Origin of the sequence: Rhizobium sp. CBN3 (genome assembly GCF_030518245.1) — a bacterium.
GTDB classification, from domain to species: domain Bacteria; phylum Pseudomonadota; class Alphaproteobacteria; order Rhizobiales; family Rhizobiaceae; genus Rhizobium; species Rhizobium aethiopicum_A.
On record NZ_JAULSE010000004.1, the window covers coordinates 303,741 to 321,802 of the forward strand.

Genomic DNA, 18,062 nt, shown 5'->3' on the forward strand with positions numbered 1-18,062 from the left:
CCTAGAAGGATTGGCCGATGCCGGCATAAATTCCATAATCTGTGCCATCTTCGTACTTGTTCAGCGGCACGGCAAAATCAAGCCGCAGCGGCCCGAAAGGTGTGGCATATCGTATTCCCGCGCCGGCGCCCGCGCGGATATCGGAAAAACCCGGGAAGGTGCTGTCCGATACGGTGCCGACATCGATGAAGGGCACGAGGCCGATCGTATCTGTGATCTTGAAGCGGGCCTCCAGCGACCCCGTCACATAGGAGCGGCCGCCGGTGGCATCGCCATTGTCATTGTAAGGCGAAATTTCCTGATAACTGTATCCCCGCACCGAACCGCCGCCGCCGGCGAAAAAGCGCTGCGTGGCAGGAATGTCCTCGATCCCGCCGCCGCCGATCAGCACGCCGGCGGCGACCTTGCCGGCAAGCACGAGGCGATCTTCAGCGCCGAACGGTAGATAGCCGGAGATCGAGCCCTCGAACGCCGCATAGGGTGTGGCGTTGAATACCTCGTAGCCGGGCTTTGCCGAGGCTGTCGCGCGATAGCCTTCGGTCGGATTGAACTTGTCGTCGCGTGCGTCACGATCATATTGAAGCGGGAGGGCGATGGTCAGATAGTCATTGGTGCCAAAGGCGTCGTCATCGCGCTCCCAGCTGACTTCGCCGCTCGCCGACACCGTGTCCTTCTCGGTCAGTTCATAGGAAAGGCCCAACGAGGCGGTGACGAGCGTCGCGTTATAAGCGTCCGGATTCTGGGTCTTGGCGACGATACCGGCCTTCAGCGTGGCGGCCGGGAAGAAGGCGCCGGGCTTGGTGAAGAGGATGCCGGCGGAATAGTCGAGGCTGCCGACATCGGTGGCTTCGCCGAGCCGCGAGACCGAGCCTTCGATCCTCAGCGTCTCGGCCTCGCCGAACAGGTTGCGGTGGCCCCAATAGCCCTGGATGCCGAGGCCGTCGGTGGTGGAATATTGCGCGCCGACGCCGAAATAGCGCCTCTTGCCTTCGGACACCTCGATCGTCATCGGCAGCGTACCATCAGGCGCCAGCGCATCGCCCTCATGAATGGTGACGCTCGAAAAGACGCCGAGGGCGCGAAGCCGCTCGCCGGCCTTCTTCAGCCTTTCCGGCGAATAGGCGTCCCCTTTGTTCAGCCGGGAATAACGCTGGATAAAACCTGGCCGCACGGTTTTTTCGCCGGTGACCCCGACATCGCCGATCGGGGCGACAGGCCCGCCTTCGGCAGCAAGCACGATGTCGACCGTATCGCTCCTGTGATCGGCGACGACCTTGCGTTCGGTCAATTTGGCAAAGGGCCGGCCTTCGCTTTTCAACTGTTCGACAATCTTGTCGCCGGCCTTAATGATGGCGAGCGAGCCGGCCTCGGCGCCGGGGGCAAGGTCGTAATCGGCGGGATTGCGATCCGCGGCGTCGCCGCCGAATTGCACCTCTCTGACCCTGAAAACAGGGCCGGGTGTTATATTGACGATGACGGGGACCGGCCCGGAGCGGTCGAAGGTCGGATTGGGCGGCAGGTCGTCGATATCCTTGCCGTCGATGGTGACCGTCACCACGCCGCCGTAACGGGCTTTTTCATACAGGGTGGCGATCAGCCGCTCGCGGTCGTCACGGGCCTTGACGACGATGCCGAGATCGCCGGAGACGGGCTGTTTCTGGTCGCTGACGAGGCGGGAGCTGTTTTCGAGCGCTTCCTTAAGATCGGGATCGGCGGTGTCGGCCTTGAGGTCGACGTGATAGCGCACCGGATCGGGCACCTGTTCGCTCTCGTCCTCCTCCTTGCCGAAGATGGTGATGCCGAAAAGCTTGAAGGCGTAAGCATCGCCGATCAGGACCGGTGAGAAAGCAGCTGCCGCTGCGACCACCATCATGGTGCCTGTTCGCCGATACGCAGTACCTATTTTCGGACTTGTCCCTCTAATCCGCATCCGCTGCTTTTGGTTACGCCTACATGAAGCTTCGTTGCCCAGCCGTGAACAGCTTAGCGGCAAAATCGCGCAGGGTGTACCATTTTAAATTGCCCACGCGCTAATTCAGTACAAGAAATCCCGGATGTGTGTCCGGGATTTCCTGATTTTGCGTCTTGCCAGCGCTGTCAGCGCGGGCAAGCGTCGATATAACGGCGACCATAGCGGTCGCGATAGTAGCACTGGCCGGGCTGTTCCGCGACGCTACCGATCAAGGCCCCCGACACGCCGCCGATGGCGGCACCGACCGCAGCACCTCGGACATTGCCGGTGACTGCACCGCCAATGACTGCGCCGGATGCAGCACCGATTCCGGCGCCCTGCTGCGTCGGTGTGCAGCTTGCGACCGACAGGCCGATCAATGCGAGTATGACAGCTTTTTTCATCTCTTTTCTCCTGGGTTATCGCCCAATGGGCATAGGCCGTCCCTATTGTTTTTTTGGCACGCTAGCTCGAAAACTATGTCGGAAGAAAGGGTTGTCCACTCCTGTCCGGATTTTTTTGCTTTGAAGGGGTGTTGCGGGCCTTGCGGAATTTGCGCCTATGTCGGGCGCTTTTGCCGCATGGCCCCATTGATTGTGGCGCACGTATTTTTTTGTCTGGAATCATTCAAAAAACTGGGCCTTTTGCCGCAGTTGATGTTAAACCAAAGGGTAAGCATTGACGCGCGGACGTCCGATCGGCAAGAACGGCCGCGTGATACTGGAGCATATGATGGATTTCGAAGCATTTTTCAAAAACGAGCTTGACGGGCTTCATGCCGAGGGCCGCTACCGCGTTTTTGCCGATCTCGAACGTCACCGCGGCAACTTCCCACGTGCGACGCGCCATACGGCCGATGGCGAGAAGGAAGTCACGGTCTGGTGCTCCAACGACTATCTCGGCATGGGTCAGAACCCGAAGGTGATCGAGGCGATGAAGGCCGCCATCGACCACTGTGGCGCGGGTGCGGGAGGCACCCGGAATATTTCTGGCACCAACCATTACCACGTCCTGCTCGAGCGTGAGCTTGCCGATCTGCACGGCAAGGAATCGGCACTGATCTTCACCTCAGGCTATGTCTCCAACTGGGCCGCACTCGGCACGCTCGGCGCGAAAATTCCCGGCCTGATCATCTTCTCCGATGCGCTCAACCATGCCTCGATGATCGAGGGCATTCGTCATGCCAAATGCGACAAGGTGATCTGGAAACACAATGACGTCGCCGATCTCGAAGCCAAGCTTGCGGCCGCCGATCCGAAGGCGCCGAAGCTGATCGCCTTCGAGAGCGTCTATTCGATGGATGGCGACATCGCCCCGATCAAGGAGATCTGCGATCTCGCCGACAAATACGGCGCGATGACCTATCTCGACGAGGTGCATGCGGTCGGCATGTACGGCCCGCGCGGCGGCGGCATTGCCGAGCGCGAGGGACTGATGGACCGGCTGACGGTGATCGAGGGCACACTCGGCAAGGCCTTCGGCGTGATGGGCGGCTATATCGCTGCCTCAGCGGCGTTGTGCGACTTCATCCGCTCGTTTGCCTCCGGCTTCATCTTCACCACGGCGCTGCCGCCGGCATTGGCCGCTGGTGCGGTCGCCTCGATCCAGCATCTGAAGGTCAGTCAGTTCGAGCGCGCCCGCCATCAGGACCGGGTGCGCAAATTACGCTCGCTGCTCGACCAACGCGGCATTCCGCATATGCATAATCCCAGCCACATCGTGCCGGTGATGGTCGGCGATGCCGCCAAGTGCAAGTGGATCTCCGACCTCTTGCTCGACAATTGCGGCGTCTATGTCCAGCCGATTAACTATCCCACAGTGCCGAAGAAGACCGAGCGGCTGCGCATCACCCCGACACCGCTGCATTCCGACGCCGATATCGCCCATCTCGTGGACGCCCTGCATTCGCTCTGGTCGCGTTGCGCGCTGGCAAGGCACGTCGCCTGATCTTTCAACGATCGCCCGGGTTCTAATCCCGCGAATCGGAACCTCCATCGGAGGTTCTGACGGCGATTGTTTGTTTCGTATTCATTAGCTGGACAAGATTATCTAGCCTTCGCCCTGTCGCTCTGCCGATGAATGACGCATTGCAATCCGGTCTCATGGATTCGCATCGGCTTTTTCCACGCCCTCCTTCCTGCAGTTCACGCTCGTTGTTCGATCTTTCGAATTGCATGAGAAAACCTTTTCTCACTTGACAATAAGACTGGTAAAAGCTTTTCTCAAGCCAATTCAGAAGGAGGACGTTCTGAACGTATCGGGAGGAAAAAGAGGCAGGATCACCATCCATGAGGTCGCGTCGGCTGCTGGCGTGAGCATTTCGACGGCGTCGAAGGCGCTCAACGACACCGGCCGGATGGGAGCGGAAACCCGCGAACGGGTGAAGCGGATCGCCGGCGAAATCGGATATCGGCCGAATGCGCTGGCAAGAGGGCTTCTCAGCAAACGCAGCTTCACCATCGGGCTGCTGACCAACGACACGTACGGCCGTTTCACGCTGCCTGTGATGGCGGGTATTTCGGACGCGCTGGTGGATCACGGGGTCTCGGTTTTCCTGTGCGCCATCGAAGACGATCCGGCGCTCGCCCAGATCCACGTCGATGCGATGCTGGACAAGCAGGTCGACGGCATCATCGCCACCGGCAAGCGGCTGGACAGGCGTCTGCCTGTCGACCTGTCGAATTTGCATGTGCCTGTCGTCTACGCCTTCACCGAGGGAACGCAGAACAGCGTTACCTTTCGTTCGGACGACGAGCAGGGTGCGAGGCTGGCGGTCGAATGGCTCGCGACGATCGGGCGGCGGCGGATTGCCCATATTACCGGGCCGGAAGACTTCTTTTCGGTGCGGGAGCGGGCCGGCGCCTATCATCAGGTGGCGGGCCACCGCGAGCCGGTGCTCTATGGCGTCTGGTCGGAAAACTGGGGCCATGAGGCGGTGGAACAGCTTTGGGAGAGGCCGGGGGAAAAGCCGGATGCGCTCTTCTGCGGCAACGACCAGATCGCCCGGGGCGCCGTAGATGCGCTGCGCGAGCGCGGCGTCAAGGTGCCGCAGGACGTCTCGGTGATCGGCTTTGACAATTGGGAGATTGTTGCGGCCCAGACGCGGCCGCCGCTGACGACGGTAGATATGGAGCTGAAGGAGCTCGGGCGGCAGGCCGGATTGACGGTGCTGGCGCTTGCGGAAGGACGGCCTGTCGAGCCGGGAGTGAGGAAGTTGCCCTGCCGGCTCGTCGTCCGGCGGTCATGCGGGGGCAGGACCCCCGAGGAATAAGAATCAGGGAAATGAGCAAAGGCGCGAGGAGATGCGCCATATTGGGAGGAGTGTCATGATCAAGCGTCTATTGGCGGCGACCGGCATCGCTACTTTGTGCCTGGTGTCGGCTGCATCGGCTGCCGAAAACGTCGAAATGTGGGTCCGGTCGGGGATCGGCGACGCCTTCAAGAAAGTCGTCGAAGCCTATAATTCCAGTCATGAGAACAAGGTCGTGATGACCGAAGTGCCGTTCTCCGAACTGGTGCAGAAATATGCGACGGCAATTGCCGGCGGACAGGCGCCCGATGCGCTGTCGATGGACCTCATCTACAATCCAGCCTTTGCGGCGGCGGGCCAGCTGGAGGATCTGACGGACTGGGCGAAGTCGCTGCCCTATTTCAACTCGCTGTCGCCGTCGCATGTCCGCCTCGGCACCTATCAGGACAAGATCTACGGCCTGCCGCTCTCCGTCGAGACATCGGTTTTCGCCTGGAACAAGGATCTCTACAAGAAGGCCGGTCTCGACCCGGAAAAGGCGCCTGATAACTGGGATGAAATCACCGCCAATGCCGAGAAGATCCGGGCTCTCGGTGACGATACTTATGGCTTCTATTTCTCCGGCGGCGGCTGCGGCGGCTGCATGATCTTCACCTTCACGCCGCTCACCTGGGGTGCCGGCGCCGATATCCTGTCGGCCGACAGCAAGAAAGCGACGCTCGATACGCCTCAGACGCGCAAGGCCGTCGACATCTACCGCAACATGGTCAAGAAGGACCTGGTGCCGGCGGGTGCGGCCAGCGACAACGGTACGAACTTCCTGACCTTCACCAACGGCAAGATCGGCCAGCAGAGCCTCGGCGCCTTTGCCATCGGCACGCTGGTGACCCAGCATCCCGAGATCGATTTCGGCGTGACCCTCATTCCCGGTGTCGACGGCAAGCCTTCCTCCTTTGCCGGTGGCGACAATTTCGTCATCACCAAGGGAACGAAGAAGATCGACGCGGTGAAGGAATTTCTCGAATATATCTATTCGATGGACGGCCAGAAGATCATGGCGAAATATGGCAGCCTGCCGACACGCGGCGATATCGCCGACAAGGTGCTGGAAGGTCTCGATCCGCGCATGCAGGTCGGCCTGAAGGCGATCAGTGTCGCCAAGACGCCCTATACGCTGCAGTTCAACGACCTGATCAACAGCGCCAACGGTCCGTGGGCAAGCTTCACCAACGCGGCGATCTTCGGCGACGATGTCGACGGTGCGTTCTCCAGCGCCCAGTCGGAAATGCAGTCGATCATCGATAGCGGCCAATAACTCTCCCAAGGCCGCGGCCGGGGAGCGGTGGCAGCTTCCCGGCCAACTTCCATAGACAGATGCGGAGCGTTTGATGACCGGTTCCGGTTCAGAGACCCTATTGCCTCGGCTGAGGCGGCGGCGCAGATCCAACTGGCGCGGCCCTCTCTACATCGCGCCTGCCATGGCGCTGGTCATCGTCTTCTTCGTCATGCCGGTTCTTTTCACCGGATGGATGAGCCTGCACAACTGGCCGCTGATGGGAGCGTCGCGCTGGATCGGCTTCAACAATTACTACCGCATGGTCAACGACACCCGTTTCATGGCGGCACTGAATTTCACCGCCTATTACACCGTGATCGTCACCATCGCGATCTTCGCCGTCGCCTTTCCGCTGGCGATCTTCGTCGAAAAGGAACGGCAGTTCGTCAGCGCCTACCGCACGATCATCTTCCTGCCGGTCGTGGTCGGCCTTGCCACGGCCTCGCTGCTCTGGGTCTGGCTCGCCAATGTCGATAGCGGCTTCATCGGCCCCGCCCTGAAAGCGCTCGGTCTTGTGGAAAAGAGCCCCAATCTTCTTGCGACCTTCGACACCGCCTTCCTGACTGTTGTGGTGATGGTCGTCTGGAAGATCGCCGGCTTCACCATGATCATTCTGCTGACCGGGCTGCAGGCCATTCCATCCGAGCTGACCGAGGCGGCCCGCATCGACGGCGCCGGCCGCTGGCAGCGTTTCCGGCATCTGACGCTGCCGCTGATGCGCAAGACGATCGCGCTGGCGCTGATCGTCTCGGTCACCGGCTCGATCCTCGCTTTCGACCAGTTCTACATCATGACGGCGGGTGGACCGCAGAACAAAATGATCTCGGTGGTCTATTACATCTTCAACCAGTCCTTCGTCTCCTTCAATCTCGGATATGGCGCAGCGCTCTCGATAGCCCTTCTCGCCATCCTGGTCGCCATCAGCATCGTGCAGCTCTGGCTGCTTCGCGTCGGAGAGGAGCGTTCATGACGACATCAAGGCAACGCCGCGCCCGCAAGGCCATCCGCACGAAGTCGGCCTATCATCTGACAGGCATCGCCATTTCGATCTTCTTTCTGGCGCCCTTCGCGATCACGCTGCTCGCCTCCTTCCGGCCGGGTGCCGAAGCCAGCCTGCCGCCCTTGCCGCCGTGGCCGACATCCGGCGTCAGCTTCGACGCCTATGCGCTACTCGATACGTTCGGCGCCGGCATCTGGCAGCACATGATCAATTCGCTGCTCGTTTCGGTCGCTACCGTGGTGCTCACCGTCCTCGTCAGCCTGCTCGCCGGCTATGGCTTCTCGCGTTATCGCTTCCCGATGAAGAATGCACTCTTCGTGCTGATCATCGCCACTTTGATGATCCCGTTCCAGTCGATCCTGACGCCGCTCTTCATCATCCTGGCAAAACTCGGCCTCAACAATTCACTGCTCGGGCTGACGCTCGTCTATGTGACGCTGCAGCTGCCCTTCTCGGTCTTCATGATGCGCAATGCTTTCGATGCCGTGCCGAAGGAAATCGAGGAGGCCGCGCGCATCGACGGCGCGCGCGATCTGAAGCTCCTGGCGCGGGTTCTCCTGCCGCTGGTGCTGCCCGGTGTCGCGACGGTGGCGATCTTTGCCTTCCTCAATGCCTGGAACGAGTTTCTTGCCGCGCTCGTGCTCCTCTCGAGCAATGAGAAATACACCCTGCCGGTGCTGATGACGGCGGTTCGCGCCGGACGGCTCGGCGCCATCAACTGGGGAGCGGTGCAGGCCGGTGTCGTCGTCATGACGATCCCCTGCCTGATCGTCTTCCTGCTCCTGCAACGCTACTACATGCGCGGGCTGATGGCCGGCGCGGTGAAATGATCCCAAGAACAGGATGATTTTAGGCCGTCGGCCTAAAATCTGAATCCTGTTCTAAATTAAATAGTTAGAGCATGATGTCGTCCGAAAACCGCTCACACTTTTCGGCATCATGCTCAAGGTAGAGCCCATGACCAAATCAAGCAACGACCGCCAGTTTCGTCTCGTCGCCGTTCCCGATGTCGAGCTCGGCGGTTTCTGGGGCAAATGGCAGGACGCCGTCTGCAATTCCACCGCTGAAACCTTGCTCGACCGCTGCGTCGAGGCCGGTATGCTGAAGGCGATCGACGTCAGCCAGCCGAGCCCCGGCGTCGTCATTCCGATCCAGCCCTGGGGCGGCACGACGCAGATGTTCTGGGATTCGGATCTTGGCAAGTCGATCGAGACCATCGCCTATTCGCTTTATCGCCGGCCGAACCCGAAGCTGGAGGCGCGCGCCGATGAGATCATCGACATGTATGAGAAGATGCAGGACAAGGATGGTTATCTGAACGCCTGGTTCCAGCGCGTCGAGCCATCCCGCCGCTGGACCAACCTGCGCGACCATCACGAGCTCTATTGCGCCGGCCATCTGATGGAAGCCGCGGTCGCCTATTATCAGGCGACCGGCAAGCGAAAGCTGCTCGATATCATGTGCCGCTACGCCGATTACATGATCAAGGTTTTCGGCCATGGCGAGGGTCAAATACCAGGCTATTGCGGCCATGAGGAAATCGAGCTGGCACTGGTCAAGCTTGCCCGCGTGACCGGCGAGAAGAAATATCTCGACCTCTCGAAATTCTTCATCGACGAACGCGGCACCGAGCCCCACTTTTTCACGGCGGAGGCCGCTCGCGACGGCCGCAGCGCTGCCGACTTCCATCAGAAGACCTATGAATATGGACAGGCGCACCTGCCGGTACGCGAACAGACGAAGGTCGTCGGCCATGCCGTGCGCGCCATGTACCTCTATTCCGGCATGGCCGACATCGCCACCGAATATAAGGACGACAGCCTGACGGCGGCGCTCGAAACGCTCTGGGACGATCTGACCACCAAGCAGATGTACATCACCGGCGGCATCGGCCCGGCCGCCTCCAACGAAGGCTTCACCGATTATTACGATCTGCCCAACGACACGGCCTATGCGGAAACCTGCGCCTCCGTCGGCCTGGTCTTCTGGGCAAGCCGCATGCTCGGGCGCGGGCCGGACCGGCGTTACGCCGACATCATGGAGCAGGCGCTCTATAACGGCGCGCTGCCGGGTCTTTCCACCGACGGCAAGACCTTCTTCTATGACAATCCGCTGGAAAGTGCGGGCAAGCACCATCGCTGGAAATGGCACCATTGCCCGTGCTGCCCGCCGAACATCGCCCGTCTGGTGACGTCGATCGGCTCATACATGTATGCGGTTGCCGACGATGAGATCGCCGTGCATCTCTATGGCGAAAGCACCGCCCGGCTGAAGCTTGCCAATGGCGCCGAGGTGGCGTTGGAGCAGAGCACCAACTATCCGTGGGACGGCGCCGTTGCCTTCACGGCCAGGCTGACAAAACCGGCTCAGTTTGCACTGTCGCTGCGCATTCCGGACTGGGCGGAGGGCGCAACCCTCAGCGTCAACGGGACGATGCTCGAGCTCGGCGCCCATGTCCGCGACGGGTATGCCAGGATCGACCGCGAATGGGCGGACGGCGATCGCGTCGCCCTCTACCTGCCGCTGGCGCTTCGCCCGCAATATGCAAACCCGAAAGTGCGCCAGGATGCCGGCCGTGTCGCCTTGATGCGCGGCCCCCTCGTCTATTGTGTGGAAACAACGGACAATGGCAAAGACCTCAACGCCATCGTTCTGCCTCGCGAACTCCCGGCCGCCGAAACCGTCGTGCTGAAGGACCTCAATAATGCCGTCGCACTCGATCTCAAGGTTGAGCGTGAGGAAACATCGAATTGGGGCACTTCGCTCTATCGCAAGGCGCCGGCCGAAAGGCGGGTCGCCACCGCGCGCTTCGTGCCCTATCATCTCTGGGACAACCGCGCGCCCGGAGAGATGCTCGTCTGGGTCCAGGCGGACAAGTAGGTCGTTTGGGGATGACGAACGGTATGGGTAACAAGAGCGTCGTCCTTCAGGACGTGCGAAAAAGCTATGGCAATCTGCCGGTGGTCCACGGCATCGACCTGACGATCGAGGAGGGCGATTTCGTCGTCTTCGTCGGTCCGTCCGGCTGCGGAAAATCGACGCTGCTTCGCATGATCGCGGGTCTTGAGGACGTGACCGATGGGGAGATCGAGATCAAGGGACGTGTTGTCACCGATCTCGATCCGTCCGAGCGCGGCATCGCCATGGTCTTCCAATCCTACGCGCTCTATCCGCATATGAGCGTGCGCGACAACCTGGCCTTCGGCCTGAAGATGGCGCGTACGAATGGTGCGGAGATCGAGAAGCGCGTCAAGGCAGCCTCGGCGATCCTGAAGATCGACCATTTGCTCGACCGGCGCCCCGGCCAGCTTTCCGGCGGCCAACGCCAGCGCGTGGCGATCGGCCGGGCGATCGTGCGCGAGCCCGATGTTTTCCTGTTCGACGAACCGCTGTCCAATCTCGATGCGGAGCTGCGTGTGTCCATGCGCATCGAGATCGCCCGCCTTCATCGCGAGCTCGGCAACACGATGATCTATGTCACGCATGATCAGACCGAGGCGATGACGCTCGCCGACAAGATCGTCGTGTTGCGCGACGGCCGCGTCGAGCAGGCCGGGACACCGCGGGAAATCTACGAGAATCCTTCGAATACATTCGTGGCGGGCTTCATCGGCTCGCCGAGGATGAATCTCCTGAATGCCCGATGGAGCAAAGACGGCCTGGTCGACGTTGCCGGCGGGCGCGTCGAAAGTGGCCTGCTGCCGAAAGACAGGCCGGCCGGTGCGGCCGTGACGCTCGGTCTGCGGCCGGAGCATCTGAAAGTGGCGCCCGAGCTGACTGGCGGCCTTACGGCAAGGGTCGATTTTTCCGAGTATCTCGGCGGAACGCAGTATCTCTACTGCCAGCTCTGCGATGGCCAGTCGCTCACCGTCGAGCACCGGTCGCCGACCAGCATTGCGGCCGGCGAAGAGGTCAGCCTGCAGTTCGAGCCGTCGAATTGCCGATTGTTCGATGAGGGCGGCAATCGGCTGCGATAGAGCGGTTCAGGTTTTCACGGAAGTGCTGAACCGCTCTAACTTTTTGGATTTACGCAATTCCCGGCAAAAGCGCTTTGCGCTTTGCCTGGGAAAACCGCTTCGCACTTTTCCTGGAATTGCTCTGCAGCCGCCCGAGCCCTCACCCGACGAGATCGAGTTTCATCAGCTTTGCCGCCCGTTGCCGGGCTTGCCTGTCGGCGTTGAAAACGTCGTCCATGCCGGCAGCCGGCGGCAGGCCGGCCAGTTCGTCCATGACCCTCTCGGTGACCTCAGCCATGGCGAGGAAGGACAGGCGCCCTTCGATGAAGGCTTCGAGCGCTACTTCCTTGGCGCCGTTCAGCACCGCGCCCTGAACGCCGCCGCGCGTCATCGCAAGGCGCGCCAGCCGCAAGGCGGGGAACCGCACCTCATCCGGCGCCTCGAAATCGAGCCGCGCGAGTCTGGCGAAATCCAGCCGCTCGACCGGCAAGTTCGGCCGGCGCGGGAAGGACAGCGCGTAACCGATGGCGGTGCGCATGTCAGGCGCGCCGAGCTGCGCCAGCACCGAACCGTCGGTATAACCGACCATGGAATGGATGATCGACTGCGGATGGAAAATCACCTCGATCTGTTCGGGCCTCAGCCCGAAAAGGTGGCGGGCTTCGATCATCTCCAGCGCCTTGTTGAACATCGAGGCGCTGTCGATCGAGATCTTCAAGCCCATCGACCAGTTCGGATGGGCGCGCGCGGTTTCCACCGTCACATCGGCCATCTCCTTCAACGAAGCGGTACGGAAAGGGCCGCCCGAGGCGGTCAGGATGACACGCTCGACGGCATGGCGCTGGTTTTCTTCCAGCACCTGGAAAATCGCATTGTGCTCGCTGTCGACGGGAAGCAGTTTTCCGCCGCCGGCGCGGATCGCAGCGATGAAGAGATCGCCGGCCGAGACCAGACATTCCTTGTTGGCAAGGGCGATATCGGCGCCACGGCGTGCAGCGGCAAGCGTCGGCGCCAGACCCGCAGTGCCGACGATTGCCGCCATCACCCAGTCGGCATCGCGGTCGGCCGCTTCCATGAGGCCGGATTTTCCCGACGCGACCGCGATGCCGCTGCCGAAAAGTTCGCTCTTCAGCGCTTCATAATGCCGGTCGTTTGCCGTCACTGCCAGCCGCGCACCGAAGGATCTGGCCTGCCGGGCGAGCAGCTCGACATTGCCGTTGCCTGTCAGAACGGAAATTTCGAAGTTCTCCCGCCCGCCCAGATGTTCGACAACATTGAGGGTATTGCGGCCGATCGACCCGGTTGAGCCGAAGATGCTGAGGCGCCGCGGCGCGGTTTTGCCGGTCATCATTTGGAATTTCGCGAAAATGTCTCTCGTAGGCTCAGGCTCTACTAGGGTTTGGAGGGTGCGGCAAGTGTGCGGTGCAGCAGATATCAGCCCTTCGGGGGTTTACAGAGCGGCGGTGGGATGTGATCCTTATGACATTCCCGAAGGGATGTGATTCCCATGCGGTCTGTCTTGGGCGCATGGGCTATCGGGGCGCTGCGGCGGCCATTGAAAAACGGGCACTTGGCTGCCCTCGGCTTTTTCGGCCAACATTAAATCGAGGATGACATCGGGATGAACGGCTTGGCCGTGCTGCCCGTTCGCGTTCGCTGCGAGCACTTTGGTGCGGTATCGTGCCGTTCGATGAGCCGGCACGTGTCAGGTCAAAACGATCGGATCACATGACGACATTCAGAATAGCCATCCTTCTTTTCGCCATCGTGCCTCCGCTGAGCGCGGCTGCGAAGGCGGACGACCTGCTGATCTGGTCGCCTGCCAAGGTCTCGGATCGGTCGTACAAGGCGACGATGGGTTTTCGTCTGCCGGCCGAATGGGAGACGAGCGCCGGCGCCGACCTCGCATTGGCAGCAACAAAAGCCGGTGCGCCGCTGCCAGATTCCGAACAGGTCATGCTCTGGGGCAGGATCAGCAAGACGACCGTTACGCCGGCGGGTCAATCGCAGCGGGGCGCCAGGGTCAGCGTCGATACGCTGCGCGGCAGCGGCGCTCTGACGCTCAGCCGCTCGCGCAGCTGGATCCTGTCGGACTCGCTCGACATGCAATCGAGCCGCTCCCTCAGCGTCCGTTACGACCCGGTCGATGCCAGGGAGACTTCGGTAACGGCATCGCAGGCGCTGAAGCTGATCTATCCCTGGACCGGGACCTCGCTTTCGGCCGGCGCAGGCGTCAGCAATGCCAGCGGCGACTTCTCGAGCACGGTGGCGGTCAACCAGGCGATCCTGCCGAATCTCAACCTCGATGCCTCGGTCAGCAATCCGTTCTCGCCCGATGAGGCCGGCAGCGTCAATCTCCGCTATCGCGTCAGCTGGTAACGCAGGAAACCAAACGGGGCCGATGGCGTTTCTTCTTGAGATCTTTCGGAGGAACGGAATATGGTTTTCAAAGAGCCGACATTTCACGGACTTGCGCCCGAAATGGAAGCGGAGATCGCCAATCGCGCATCTCTCGAGGCCGCCGTCGCCAATGCATTGGCAATCGCCGGCGGCATCGATGCCTCGGATGTGGAAGTGACGATGGAGGAAGGTCAGGTCGTATTGACAGGCACTGTCGGTACGGTCGGGGAGATCGAACGGGCAACCGCTGTCGCCAGGGCGGTCGAAGGCGTCAATGCGGTGCAGAACCGAATCCTGCTCAGCGGGTCTGCCGTCGGCAACCCGCATTGATATTATCGAAACCTACCCGCTTGCGAGCGCGCCCGGCGCCTTCACGGTGCTACGCCGGCGCTTGGCCGATCAACCAGCGAAGCGCTCGACGAGGAAGGATGAACCGGCCGGTCGATCGGTCTTCGCTGTGGCCACCGGCCCCTGCGGCTGATAGGCGATGGCGAGCAGCAGAGCGCTGACGGCGACATAGGCGATTGCCAAAAGAGTCATCTTGATACGCATGATGCGTTCTCCCGTTTTCGCGATAAACGCGGCCGATGTCGCGAAGTTCCTCATGGCGAAATCAGAGGAAAAGCCCGACCAGGGGAGGAGCGGCCGGGCTTTTCGTGCCTAGACACTGCCTTATCGGCAGATCCGGGTCTCCTTGATGATCGTATGGCCGTGACGGCGGATTCTTTCCGTCTTGGTGAAGCAATCCTCGGAGACGCGGCGCATCATGTGATGGCGGTAGTAGGGCCGGTGGCGATAATAGGGGCGCTCCGAATCGGTATAATAAGGACGCGGGTTATCCGTGGTGATAGTCACGCTGGCCGCCTGGGATGGCATGGCGGAAAGGACGGACGCTGCAGCGAGCGTGCAAGCAAGAATGAACTGTTTCATGACGAGCCTCTCTTTCTGAGTTGGTCACGGTGTCAACGGCCGGAAGCGCCGCCGGTTCAATCACATAGCGTTACCGATTGTGTCGAAGGCAGAAACCTTTGCGGCCGCGGATCGTTAGCGCAGGAAACAGCCGGAGGCCACGGTCGTGGGACAGATTGCAAGGATCATCGCCATTGTTGCCGGTCTTGCCGGCGGCACGGTGTTTTCGCAGGCGCCGGAATTTGCGCAACAATATCGCCAGCGGATCGGCGGCGCGATCGATGAGCTGCGTGTCATCGTCGAGGACTTCAACCGCCAAGCCGCCCAGCACCAGCTCGACCGCCAGCAGGCGCTGAACGCCTATGCCCAATCTTCCGACGATTTCCTGCGCGACCGCGGCATTTCCATGCAAAGCACGATCACCCGTTATGAAACGCTGCAGTCGCAGCAACTGAAACTCGGCACCGCCGCTCCTGTCGCCAAGCCCTTCGTGCTGCTGAGGAATGCGGATGATGTGGTTTTCGCCAATACCTGGCGCGACTTCGTGCCCGGCCTGCCGGTCAGCTTCGCCGGACTGGTCTGGGGCGCGATCGGTTTTGTCGGCGGATCGGTTGCGGCGGCGCTGCTGGGATGGGGGGCGCGACGCGTTGGCCGCGGACGACGAGCCTATCGTCAGCTGCCGTGAGCCAATACCGGAGGTCAGGCGCCCTGCTGCCCATCTTCAAGACGAGATCAGTGCTTCCATTCCTCCGGCAGCATGTGCCGAAGCAGACGAATTAAAGCAAGCGGCCGCCGCAAGATGCTCTGCCCAGCTCAATGAAGAACGGCGATGGTCGTTCCGCCAGCTTCATCCGCGGCGCGAATAATCGCCGCCCTCAGTTGCTCAGGTTTAGCGTGACCGTTCACTTCGTTGGCATCTCTGGGATAATCGCACTCGCTGGGCTTACGGCCGGCGCGACCATCACCTGGGCGAGCGATGGAGCGGTTGCGTGGCTGCGGCACTGGTTGAGGATCAACTGAAGATTGGGATAGCAGCGCTATCGATCTCGTTTTCGATGCGCGATCTGGGGTATTGCTGCATCGATATGAACTTCGGCAGCCAGATGACCATGGACGTCCCGAATCTCGATCGCCTGCGGGAGTTCCTTCTGATTGGATAAGATGGCCCTGCCAACTAGTTCTCTGAGGGCTTCGCCTGCCTCTTCTCTTGCTGCGTTCAAGTCAAGGAACATCTCACCGTCTGGGTCGAGCACGATGTGGTCAGCGTGTTTGATGTGAAAATAATAGGTGGGCAATGCACTCCCCATCTCCAGTCGTTCCACGTCTGGCAATCACCTGCACGTGGCGGCTGAGAATGAGGCTTCCAGGCCAGGCTTACACAGGTGGCAATTCCCTGCAGTTTGTCGCCAAACCGATTTTTCGCATGCAGGTTCCGCTGGGGTGGAGCATATTAGCAATTGGGATTAAAACGGTATCGATTGCCTCGCTCGTGCGTTTAAGAGGGCGAATGGGTCTGAATCGGCAAATGACTATGCCAACGCAGACACAGGGAGGCGTGACGCTGTGACACAAATTGCGCAAAAAAATACCAGGAACAAGTTGCTGCGAAGGCTTCGAGAGGAGGCTTTTGAGCATATCGCATCAGACCTGAATCGCGTTGATCTTCCGGTCCGCCGGTCTTTGGTTGAACCTAATCAACCCATTGAGCGCGTTTGTTTTATTGAGAGCGGCTTAGCTTCAATGGTGGCCGTGGCTCCAAACGGAACAGGCATCGAGGTGGGTCAGATTGGATACGAGGGGATGAGCGGATATCCGGTGGTGCTCGGCGTCGATCGGATGCCAAACCGCGCTTTCATGCAGGTTTCAGGGGACGGCATTGAACTGCCCACCAGCCGCTTCCTGCCGCTCTTGCGCGACGAAGCAACTCGCCTGATGTTTCTCCGCTATGTTCACACGCGGGAGTTGCAACTGGCTTACTCGGCTCTGGCGGCGGGCCGATACAACATGCATCAGCGTCTCGCGAGATGGCTGCTTATGTGCCATGACCGTCTTCTCGTGGACACTATGCCCGTTACTCACGAGTTTCTGGCATTAATGCTTGGTGTCAGGCGGTCCGGTGTCACCGACCATCTGCATATCCTCGAGGGCATGCGCGCCATTAGGTCGACGCGAGGGAACGTCCAGATTTTAAACCGCCAAGTTCTCCTCGATGTTGCCGATGGTTGTTACGGCGCCCCGGAAGCCGAGTACGAACGTCTTCTTGGGTCCCCGTCGTCAGACGATCAAAGACCGGCAAGATTGAAGGGGGCGTGGGGTACGTGGTCTGGCTCTACTATCGAAAATCAATAAGCAGGCTCAACAAACTGTCCTCATCCTTTAAGCCGTGCTGATAAGACTGAATGATCCGAGAGGCTAGGTCCTGGCGCTGCGGGTCCGAGGTGATCTTTTTCGCCGATGCCACGTGATCGAAGACCCTTTGGCAGAGGGCCACTTCGGCGTCATTCAGCACGTTCTGCGCCTGTGCAATTGGCGATGGGATCATGACAGCCTCATTTCCCCGGCAAGCGAAGGGTAGGGCTGAATGGCGCCTGATCAAGCAGGATCGCAAACACGAAGTATTTCGTGGGTTAATCACACCAATCGTTTCGTTGAGCGGGGCTCCTGTCCGGGCGAATCCCTCCCGGAGCAGCTTGGCTCCGATCTCTTGTAGCACCGGCGGAGTCCAGATCGCCCGCCATCTTTTTCGTGATCTAGATTACAGCCCTTTCAAGCAAGAACCGCCGGCCGGGCGCAGCATTTCAGCGCAATTTTCTATGATCTGGTCAATCTTGTCGAACTCGCAGAAGCAGCTTTGGATATTGTGCGCGAAATGGATTACACGCGTGCCGATGGAGCCCGGAATACTGAGCTTGATGGGGTTTCAGGTTTACAGCACGTCTTGTGTTCAAACCTCGGCAGGCTTCGTGAGTCCGCGGCGGTACTCGATGGACCAACTGCATGGGTGCCGGCGAGAAGCGTTTGAGAGATTCGCGGCTTCCATGTTGCACCGCATGTTGCATGGATTTGCCGCTAGCTCGTTGAAATGACTGTAAACCAATGCGAGCGGTTGCAACATGAATGCGACACAGAATGACGGAAAATCAGTGCTAAGCACTTGATTTGGATGGTGATCCCGGCGCGATTCGAACGCGCGACCCCCAGATTAGGAATCTGGTGCTCTATCCTGCTGAGCTACGGGACCACTTGGATGCCATGCATAC

At 60.4% G+C, this 18,062-nt stretch carries 18 protein-coding genes and 1 tRNA gene; 11 read left to right on the forward strand and 8 right to left on the reverse strand.

Going from position 1 to position 18,062, the window contains the following annotated elements:
* Position 1 precedes the first annotated feature (1 nt).
* Both QWJ46_RS09250 and QWJ46_RS09255 read right to left on the reverse strand, forming a co-directional pair.
* Entirely contained in the window at positions 2 to 1,930 is a 1,929-nt protein-coding gene (locus QWJ46_RS09250) for an autotransporter assembly complex family protein (RefSeq protein ID WP_302750823.1), read from the reverse strand.
* A 167-nt stretch (positions 1,931 to 2,097) separates the two neighbouring features.
* Positions 2,098 to 2,355, reverse strand: coding sequence for a YMGG-like glycine zipper-containing protein (locus QWJ46_RS09255; RefSeq protein WP_011427043.1), 258 nt, complete (start codon positions 2,353 to 2,355; stop codon positions 2,098 to 2,100).
* A gap of 328 nt (positions 2,356 to 2,683) precedes the next feature.
* On the opposite strand from QWJ46_RS09255, the gene hemA reads away from it, so the two are divergent.
* The 7 genes from hemA (at position 2,684) to QWJ46_RS09290 (ending at position 11,514) form a co-directional block, all read left to right on the forward strand.
* Positions 2,684 to 3,898, forward strand: a complete 1,215-nt coding sequence (hemA, locus tag QWJ46_RS09260; protein WP_302750892.1) for a 5-aminolevulinate synthase — start codon at positions 2,684 to 2,686, stop codon at positions 3,896 to 3,898.
* A 301-nt stretch (positions 3,899 to 4,199) separates the two neighbouring features.
* Positions 4,200 to 5,222, forward strand: a complete 1,023-nt coding sequence (locus tag QWJ46_RS09265; RefSeq protein ID WP_302750894.1) for a LacI family DNA-binding transcriptional regulator — start codon at positions 4,200 to 4,202, stop codon at positions 5,220 to 5,222.
* A gap of 55 nt (positions 5,223 to 5,277) precedes the next feature.
* Entirely contained in the window at positions 5,278 to 6,516 is a 1,239-nt protein-coding gene (locus tag QWJ46_RS09270) for a sugar ABC transporter substrate-binding protein (protein WP_302750824.1), read from the forward strand.
* 73 nt (positions 6,517 to 6,589) lie between these two features.
* The gene (locus QWJ46_RS09275) at positions 6,590 to 7,507 is read left to right on the forward strand and encodes a carbohydrate ABC transporter permease (protein ID WP_302750825.1); all 918 of its coding nucleotides are present in this window, start codon (positions 6,590 to 6,592) and stop codon (positions 7,505 to 7,507) included.
* Complete coding sequence (locus QWJ46_RS09280) at positions 7,504 to 8,367, forward strand: carbohydrate ABC transporter permease (RefSeq protein ID WP_302750826.1); 864 nt, start codon at positions 7,504 to 7,506, stop codon at positions 8,365 to 8,367. Before QWJ46_RS09275 ends, QWJ46_RS09280 begins: the two co-directional genes overlap by 4 nt.
* A 127-nt stretch (positions 8,368 to 8,494) precedes the next feature.
* On the forward strand, positions 8,495 to 10,417 hold the full coding sequence (locus tag QWJ46_RS09285) for a glycoside hydrolase family 127 protein (RefSeq protein WP_302750827.1): 1,923 nt from the start codon (positions 8,495 to 8,497) through the stop codon (positions 10,415 to 10,417).
* Positions 10,418 to 10,428: 11 nt separating this feature from the next.
* The gene (locus tag QWJ46_RS09290) at positions 10,429 to 11,514 is read left to right on the forward strand and encodes an ABC transporter ATP-binding protein (protein WP_302750828.1); all 1,086 of its coding nucleotides are present in this window, start codon (positions 10,429 to 10,431) and stop codon (positions 11,512 to 11,514) included.
* Positions 11,515 to 11,653: 139 nt separating this feature from the next.
* Here QWJ46_RS09290 and dxr read toward each other — a convergent pair whose 3' ends face one another.
* The gene (dxr, locus tag QWJ46_RS09295) at positions 11,654 to 12,844 is read right to left on the reverse strand and encodes a 1-deoxy-D-xylulose-5-phosphate reductoisomerase (RefSeq protein WP_302750829.1); all 1,191 of its coding nucleotides are present in this window, start codon (positions 12,842 to 12,844) and stop codon (positions 11,654 to 11,656) included.
* Between the two features lie 377 nt (positions 12,845 to 13,221).
* On the opposite strand from dxr, the gene QWJ46_RS09300 reads away from it, so the two are divergent.
* Positions 13,222 to 13,872: a hypothetical protein gene (locus QWJ46_RS09300; protein WP_302750830.1), complete on the forward strand. Its 651-nt coding sequence runs from the start codon at positions 13,222 to 13,224 to the stop codon at positions 13,870 to 13,872.
* Positions 13,873 to 13,932: 60 nt separating this feature from the next.
* Positions 13,933 to 14,223 (forward strand): BON domain-containing protein, encoded by a 291-nt coding sequence (locus QWJ46_RS09305; RefSeq protein WP_302750831.1) that lies wholly within the window; start codon positions 13,933 to 13,935, stop codon positions 14,221 to 14,223.
* A gap of 69 nt (positions 14,224 to 14,292) precedes the next feature.
* On the opposite strand, the gene QWJ46_RS09310 is transcribed toward QWJ46_RS09305, so the two are convergent.
* Entirely contained in the window at positions 14,293 to 14,445 is a 153-nt protein-coding gene (locus QWJ46_RS09310) for a hypothetical protein (protein WP_184454835.1), read from the reverse strand.
* A 120-nt stretch (positions 14,446 to 14,565) separates the two neighbouring features.
* Positions 14,566 to 14,823 carry a hypothetical protein gene (locus QWJ46_RS09315; protein WP_184454836.1) on the reverse strand — a complete coding sequence of 86 codons (258 nt, stop codon included), beginning with the start codon at positions 14,821 to 14,823 and terminating at the stop codon, positions 14,566 to 14,568.
* A gap of 145 nt (positions 14,824 to 14,968) precedes the next feature.
* On the opposite strand from QWJ46_RS09315, the gene QWJ46_RS09320 reads away from it, so the two are divergent.
* Positions 14,969 to 15,487, forward strand: coding sequence for a DUF2937 family protein (locus QWJ46_RS09320; protein WP_184454837.1), 519 nt, complete (start codon positions 14,969 to 14,971; stop codon positions 15,485 to 15,487).
* Positions 15,488 to 15,839: 352 nt separating this feature from the next.
* On the opposite strand, the gene QWJ46_RS09325 is transcribed toward QWJ46_RS09320, so the two are convergent.
* The gene (locus QWJ46_RS09325; protein ID WP_184454838.1) at positions 15,840 to 16,124 is read right to left on the reverse strand and encodes a hypothetical protein; all 285 of its coding nucleotides are present in this window, start codon (positions 16,122 to 16,124) and stop codon (positions 15,840 to 15,842) included.
* A gap of 241 nt (positions 16,125 to 16,365) precedes the next feature.
* On the opposite strand from QWJ46_RS09325, the gene QWJ46_RS09330 reads away from it, so the two are divergent.
* Positions 16,366 to 17,151, forward strand: coding sequence for a Crp/Fnr family transcriptional regulator (locus tag QWJ46_RS09330; RefSeq protein WP_302750832.1), 786 nt, complete (start codon positions 16,366 to 16,368; stop codon positions 17,149 to 17,151).
* Here the strand turns inward: QWJ46_RS09330 and QWJ46_RS09335 are convergent.
* Positions 17,135 to 17,344, reverse strand: a complete 210-nt coding sequence (locus QWJ46_RS09335; protein WP_184454840.1) for a hypothetical protein — start codon at positions 17,342 to 17,344, stop codon at positions 17,135 to 17,137. The two genes, QWJ46_RS09330 and QWJ46_RS09335, sit on opposite strands and share 17 nt — an antisense overlap.
* 622 nt (positions 17,345 to 17,966) lie before the next feature.
* Positions 17,967 to 18,043 (reverse strand) — tRNA-Arg (locus QWJ46_RS09340).
* Between the last annotated feature and the right edge of the window lie 19 nt (positions 18,044 to 18,062).

Bases quoted from the DNA above. Each gene is read 5' to 3' on its own strand.
- QWJ46_RS09315 (WP_184454836.1), bottom strand. From the start codon at position 14,823: ATGAAACAGTTCATTCTTGCTTGCACGCTCGCTGCAGCGTCCGTCCTT.
- QWJ46_RS09285 (WP_302750827.1), top strand. From the start codon at position 8,495: ATGACCAAATCAAGCAACGACCGCCAGTTTCGTCTCGTCGCCGTTCCC.
- QWJ46_RS09305 (WP_302750831.1), top strand. From the start codon at position 13,933: ATGGTTTTCAAAGAGCCGACATTTCACGGACTTGCGCCCGAAATGGAA.
- QWJ46_RS09275 (WP_302750825.1), top strand. From the start codon at position 6,590: ATGACCGGTTCCGGTTCAGAGACCCTATTGCCTCGGCTGAGGCGGCGG.
- QWJ46_RS09270 (WP_302750824.1), top strand. From the start codon at position 5,278: ATGATCAAGCGTCTATTGGCGGCGACCGGCATCGCTACTTTGTGCCTG.
- QWJ46_RS09280 (WP_302750826.1), top strand. From the start codon at position 7,504: ATGACGACATCAAGGCAACGCCGCGCCCGCAAGGCCATCCGCACGAAG.
- QWJ46_RS09335 (WP_184454840.1), bottom strand. From the start codon at position 17,344: ATGATCCCATCGCCAATTGCACAGGCGCAGAACGTGCTGAATGACGCC.
- QWJ46_RS09310 (WP_184454835.1), bottom strand. From the start codon at position 14,445: ATGCGTATCAAGATGACTCTTTTGGCAATCGCCTATGTCGCCGTCAGC.
- QWJ46_RS09250 (WP_302750823.1), bottom strand. From the start codon at position 1,930: ATGCGGATTAGAGGGACAAGTCCGAAAATAGGTACTGCGTATCGGCGA.
- dxr (WP_302750829.1), bottom strand. From the start codon at position 12,844: ATGATGACCGGCAAAACCGCGCCGCGGCGCCTCAGCATCTTCGGCTCA.
- QWJ46_RS09300 (WP_302750830.1), top strand. From the start codon at position 13,222: ATGACGACATTCAGAATAGCCATCCTTCTTTTCGCCATCGTGCCTCCG.
- QWJ46_RS09290 (WP_302750828.1), top strand. From the start codon at position 10,429: ATGACGAACGGTATGGGTAACAAGAGCGTCGTCCTTCAGGACGTGCGA.
- hemA (WP_302750892.1), top strand. From the start codon at position 2,684: ATGGATTTCGAAGCATTTTTCAAAAACGAGCTTGACGGGCTTCATGCC.
- QWJ46_RS09255 (WP_011427043.1), bottom strand. From the start codon at position 2,355: ATGAAAAAAGCTGTCATACTCGCATTGATCGGCCTGTCGGTCGCAAGC.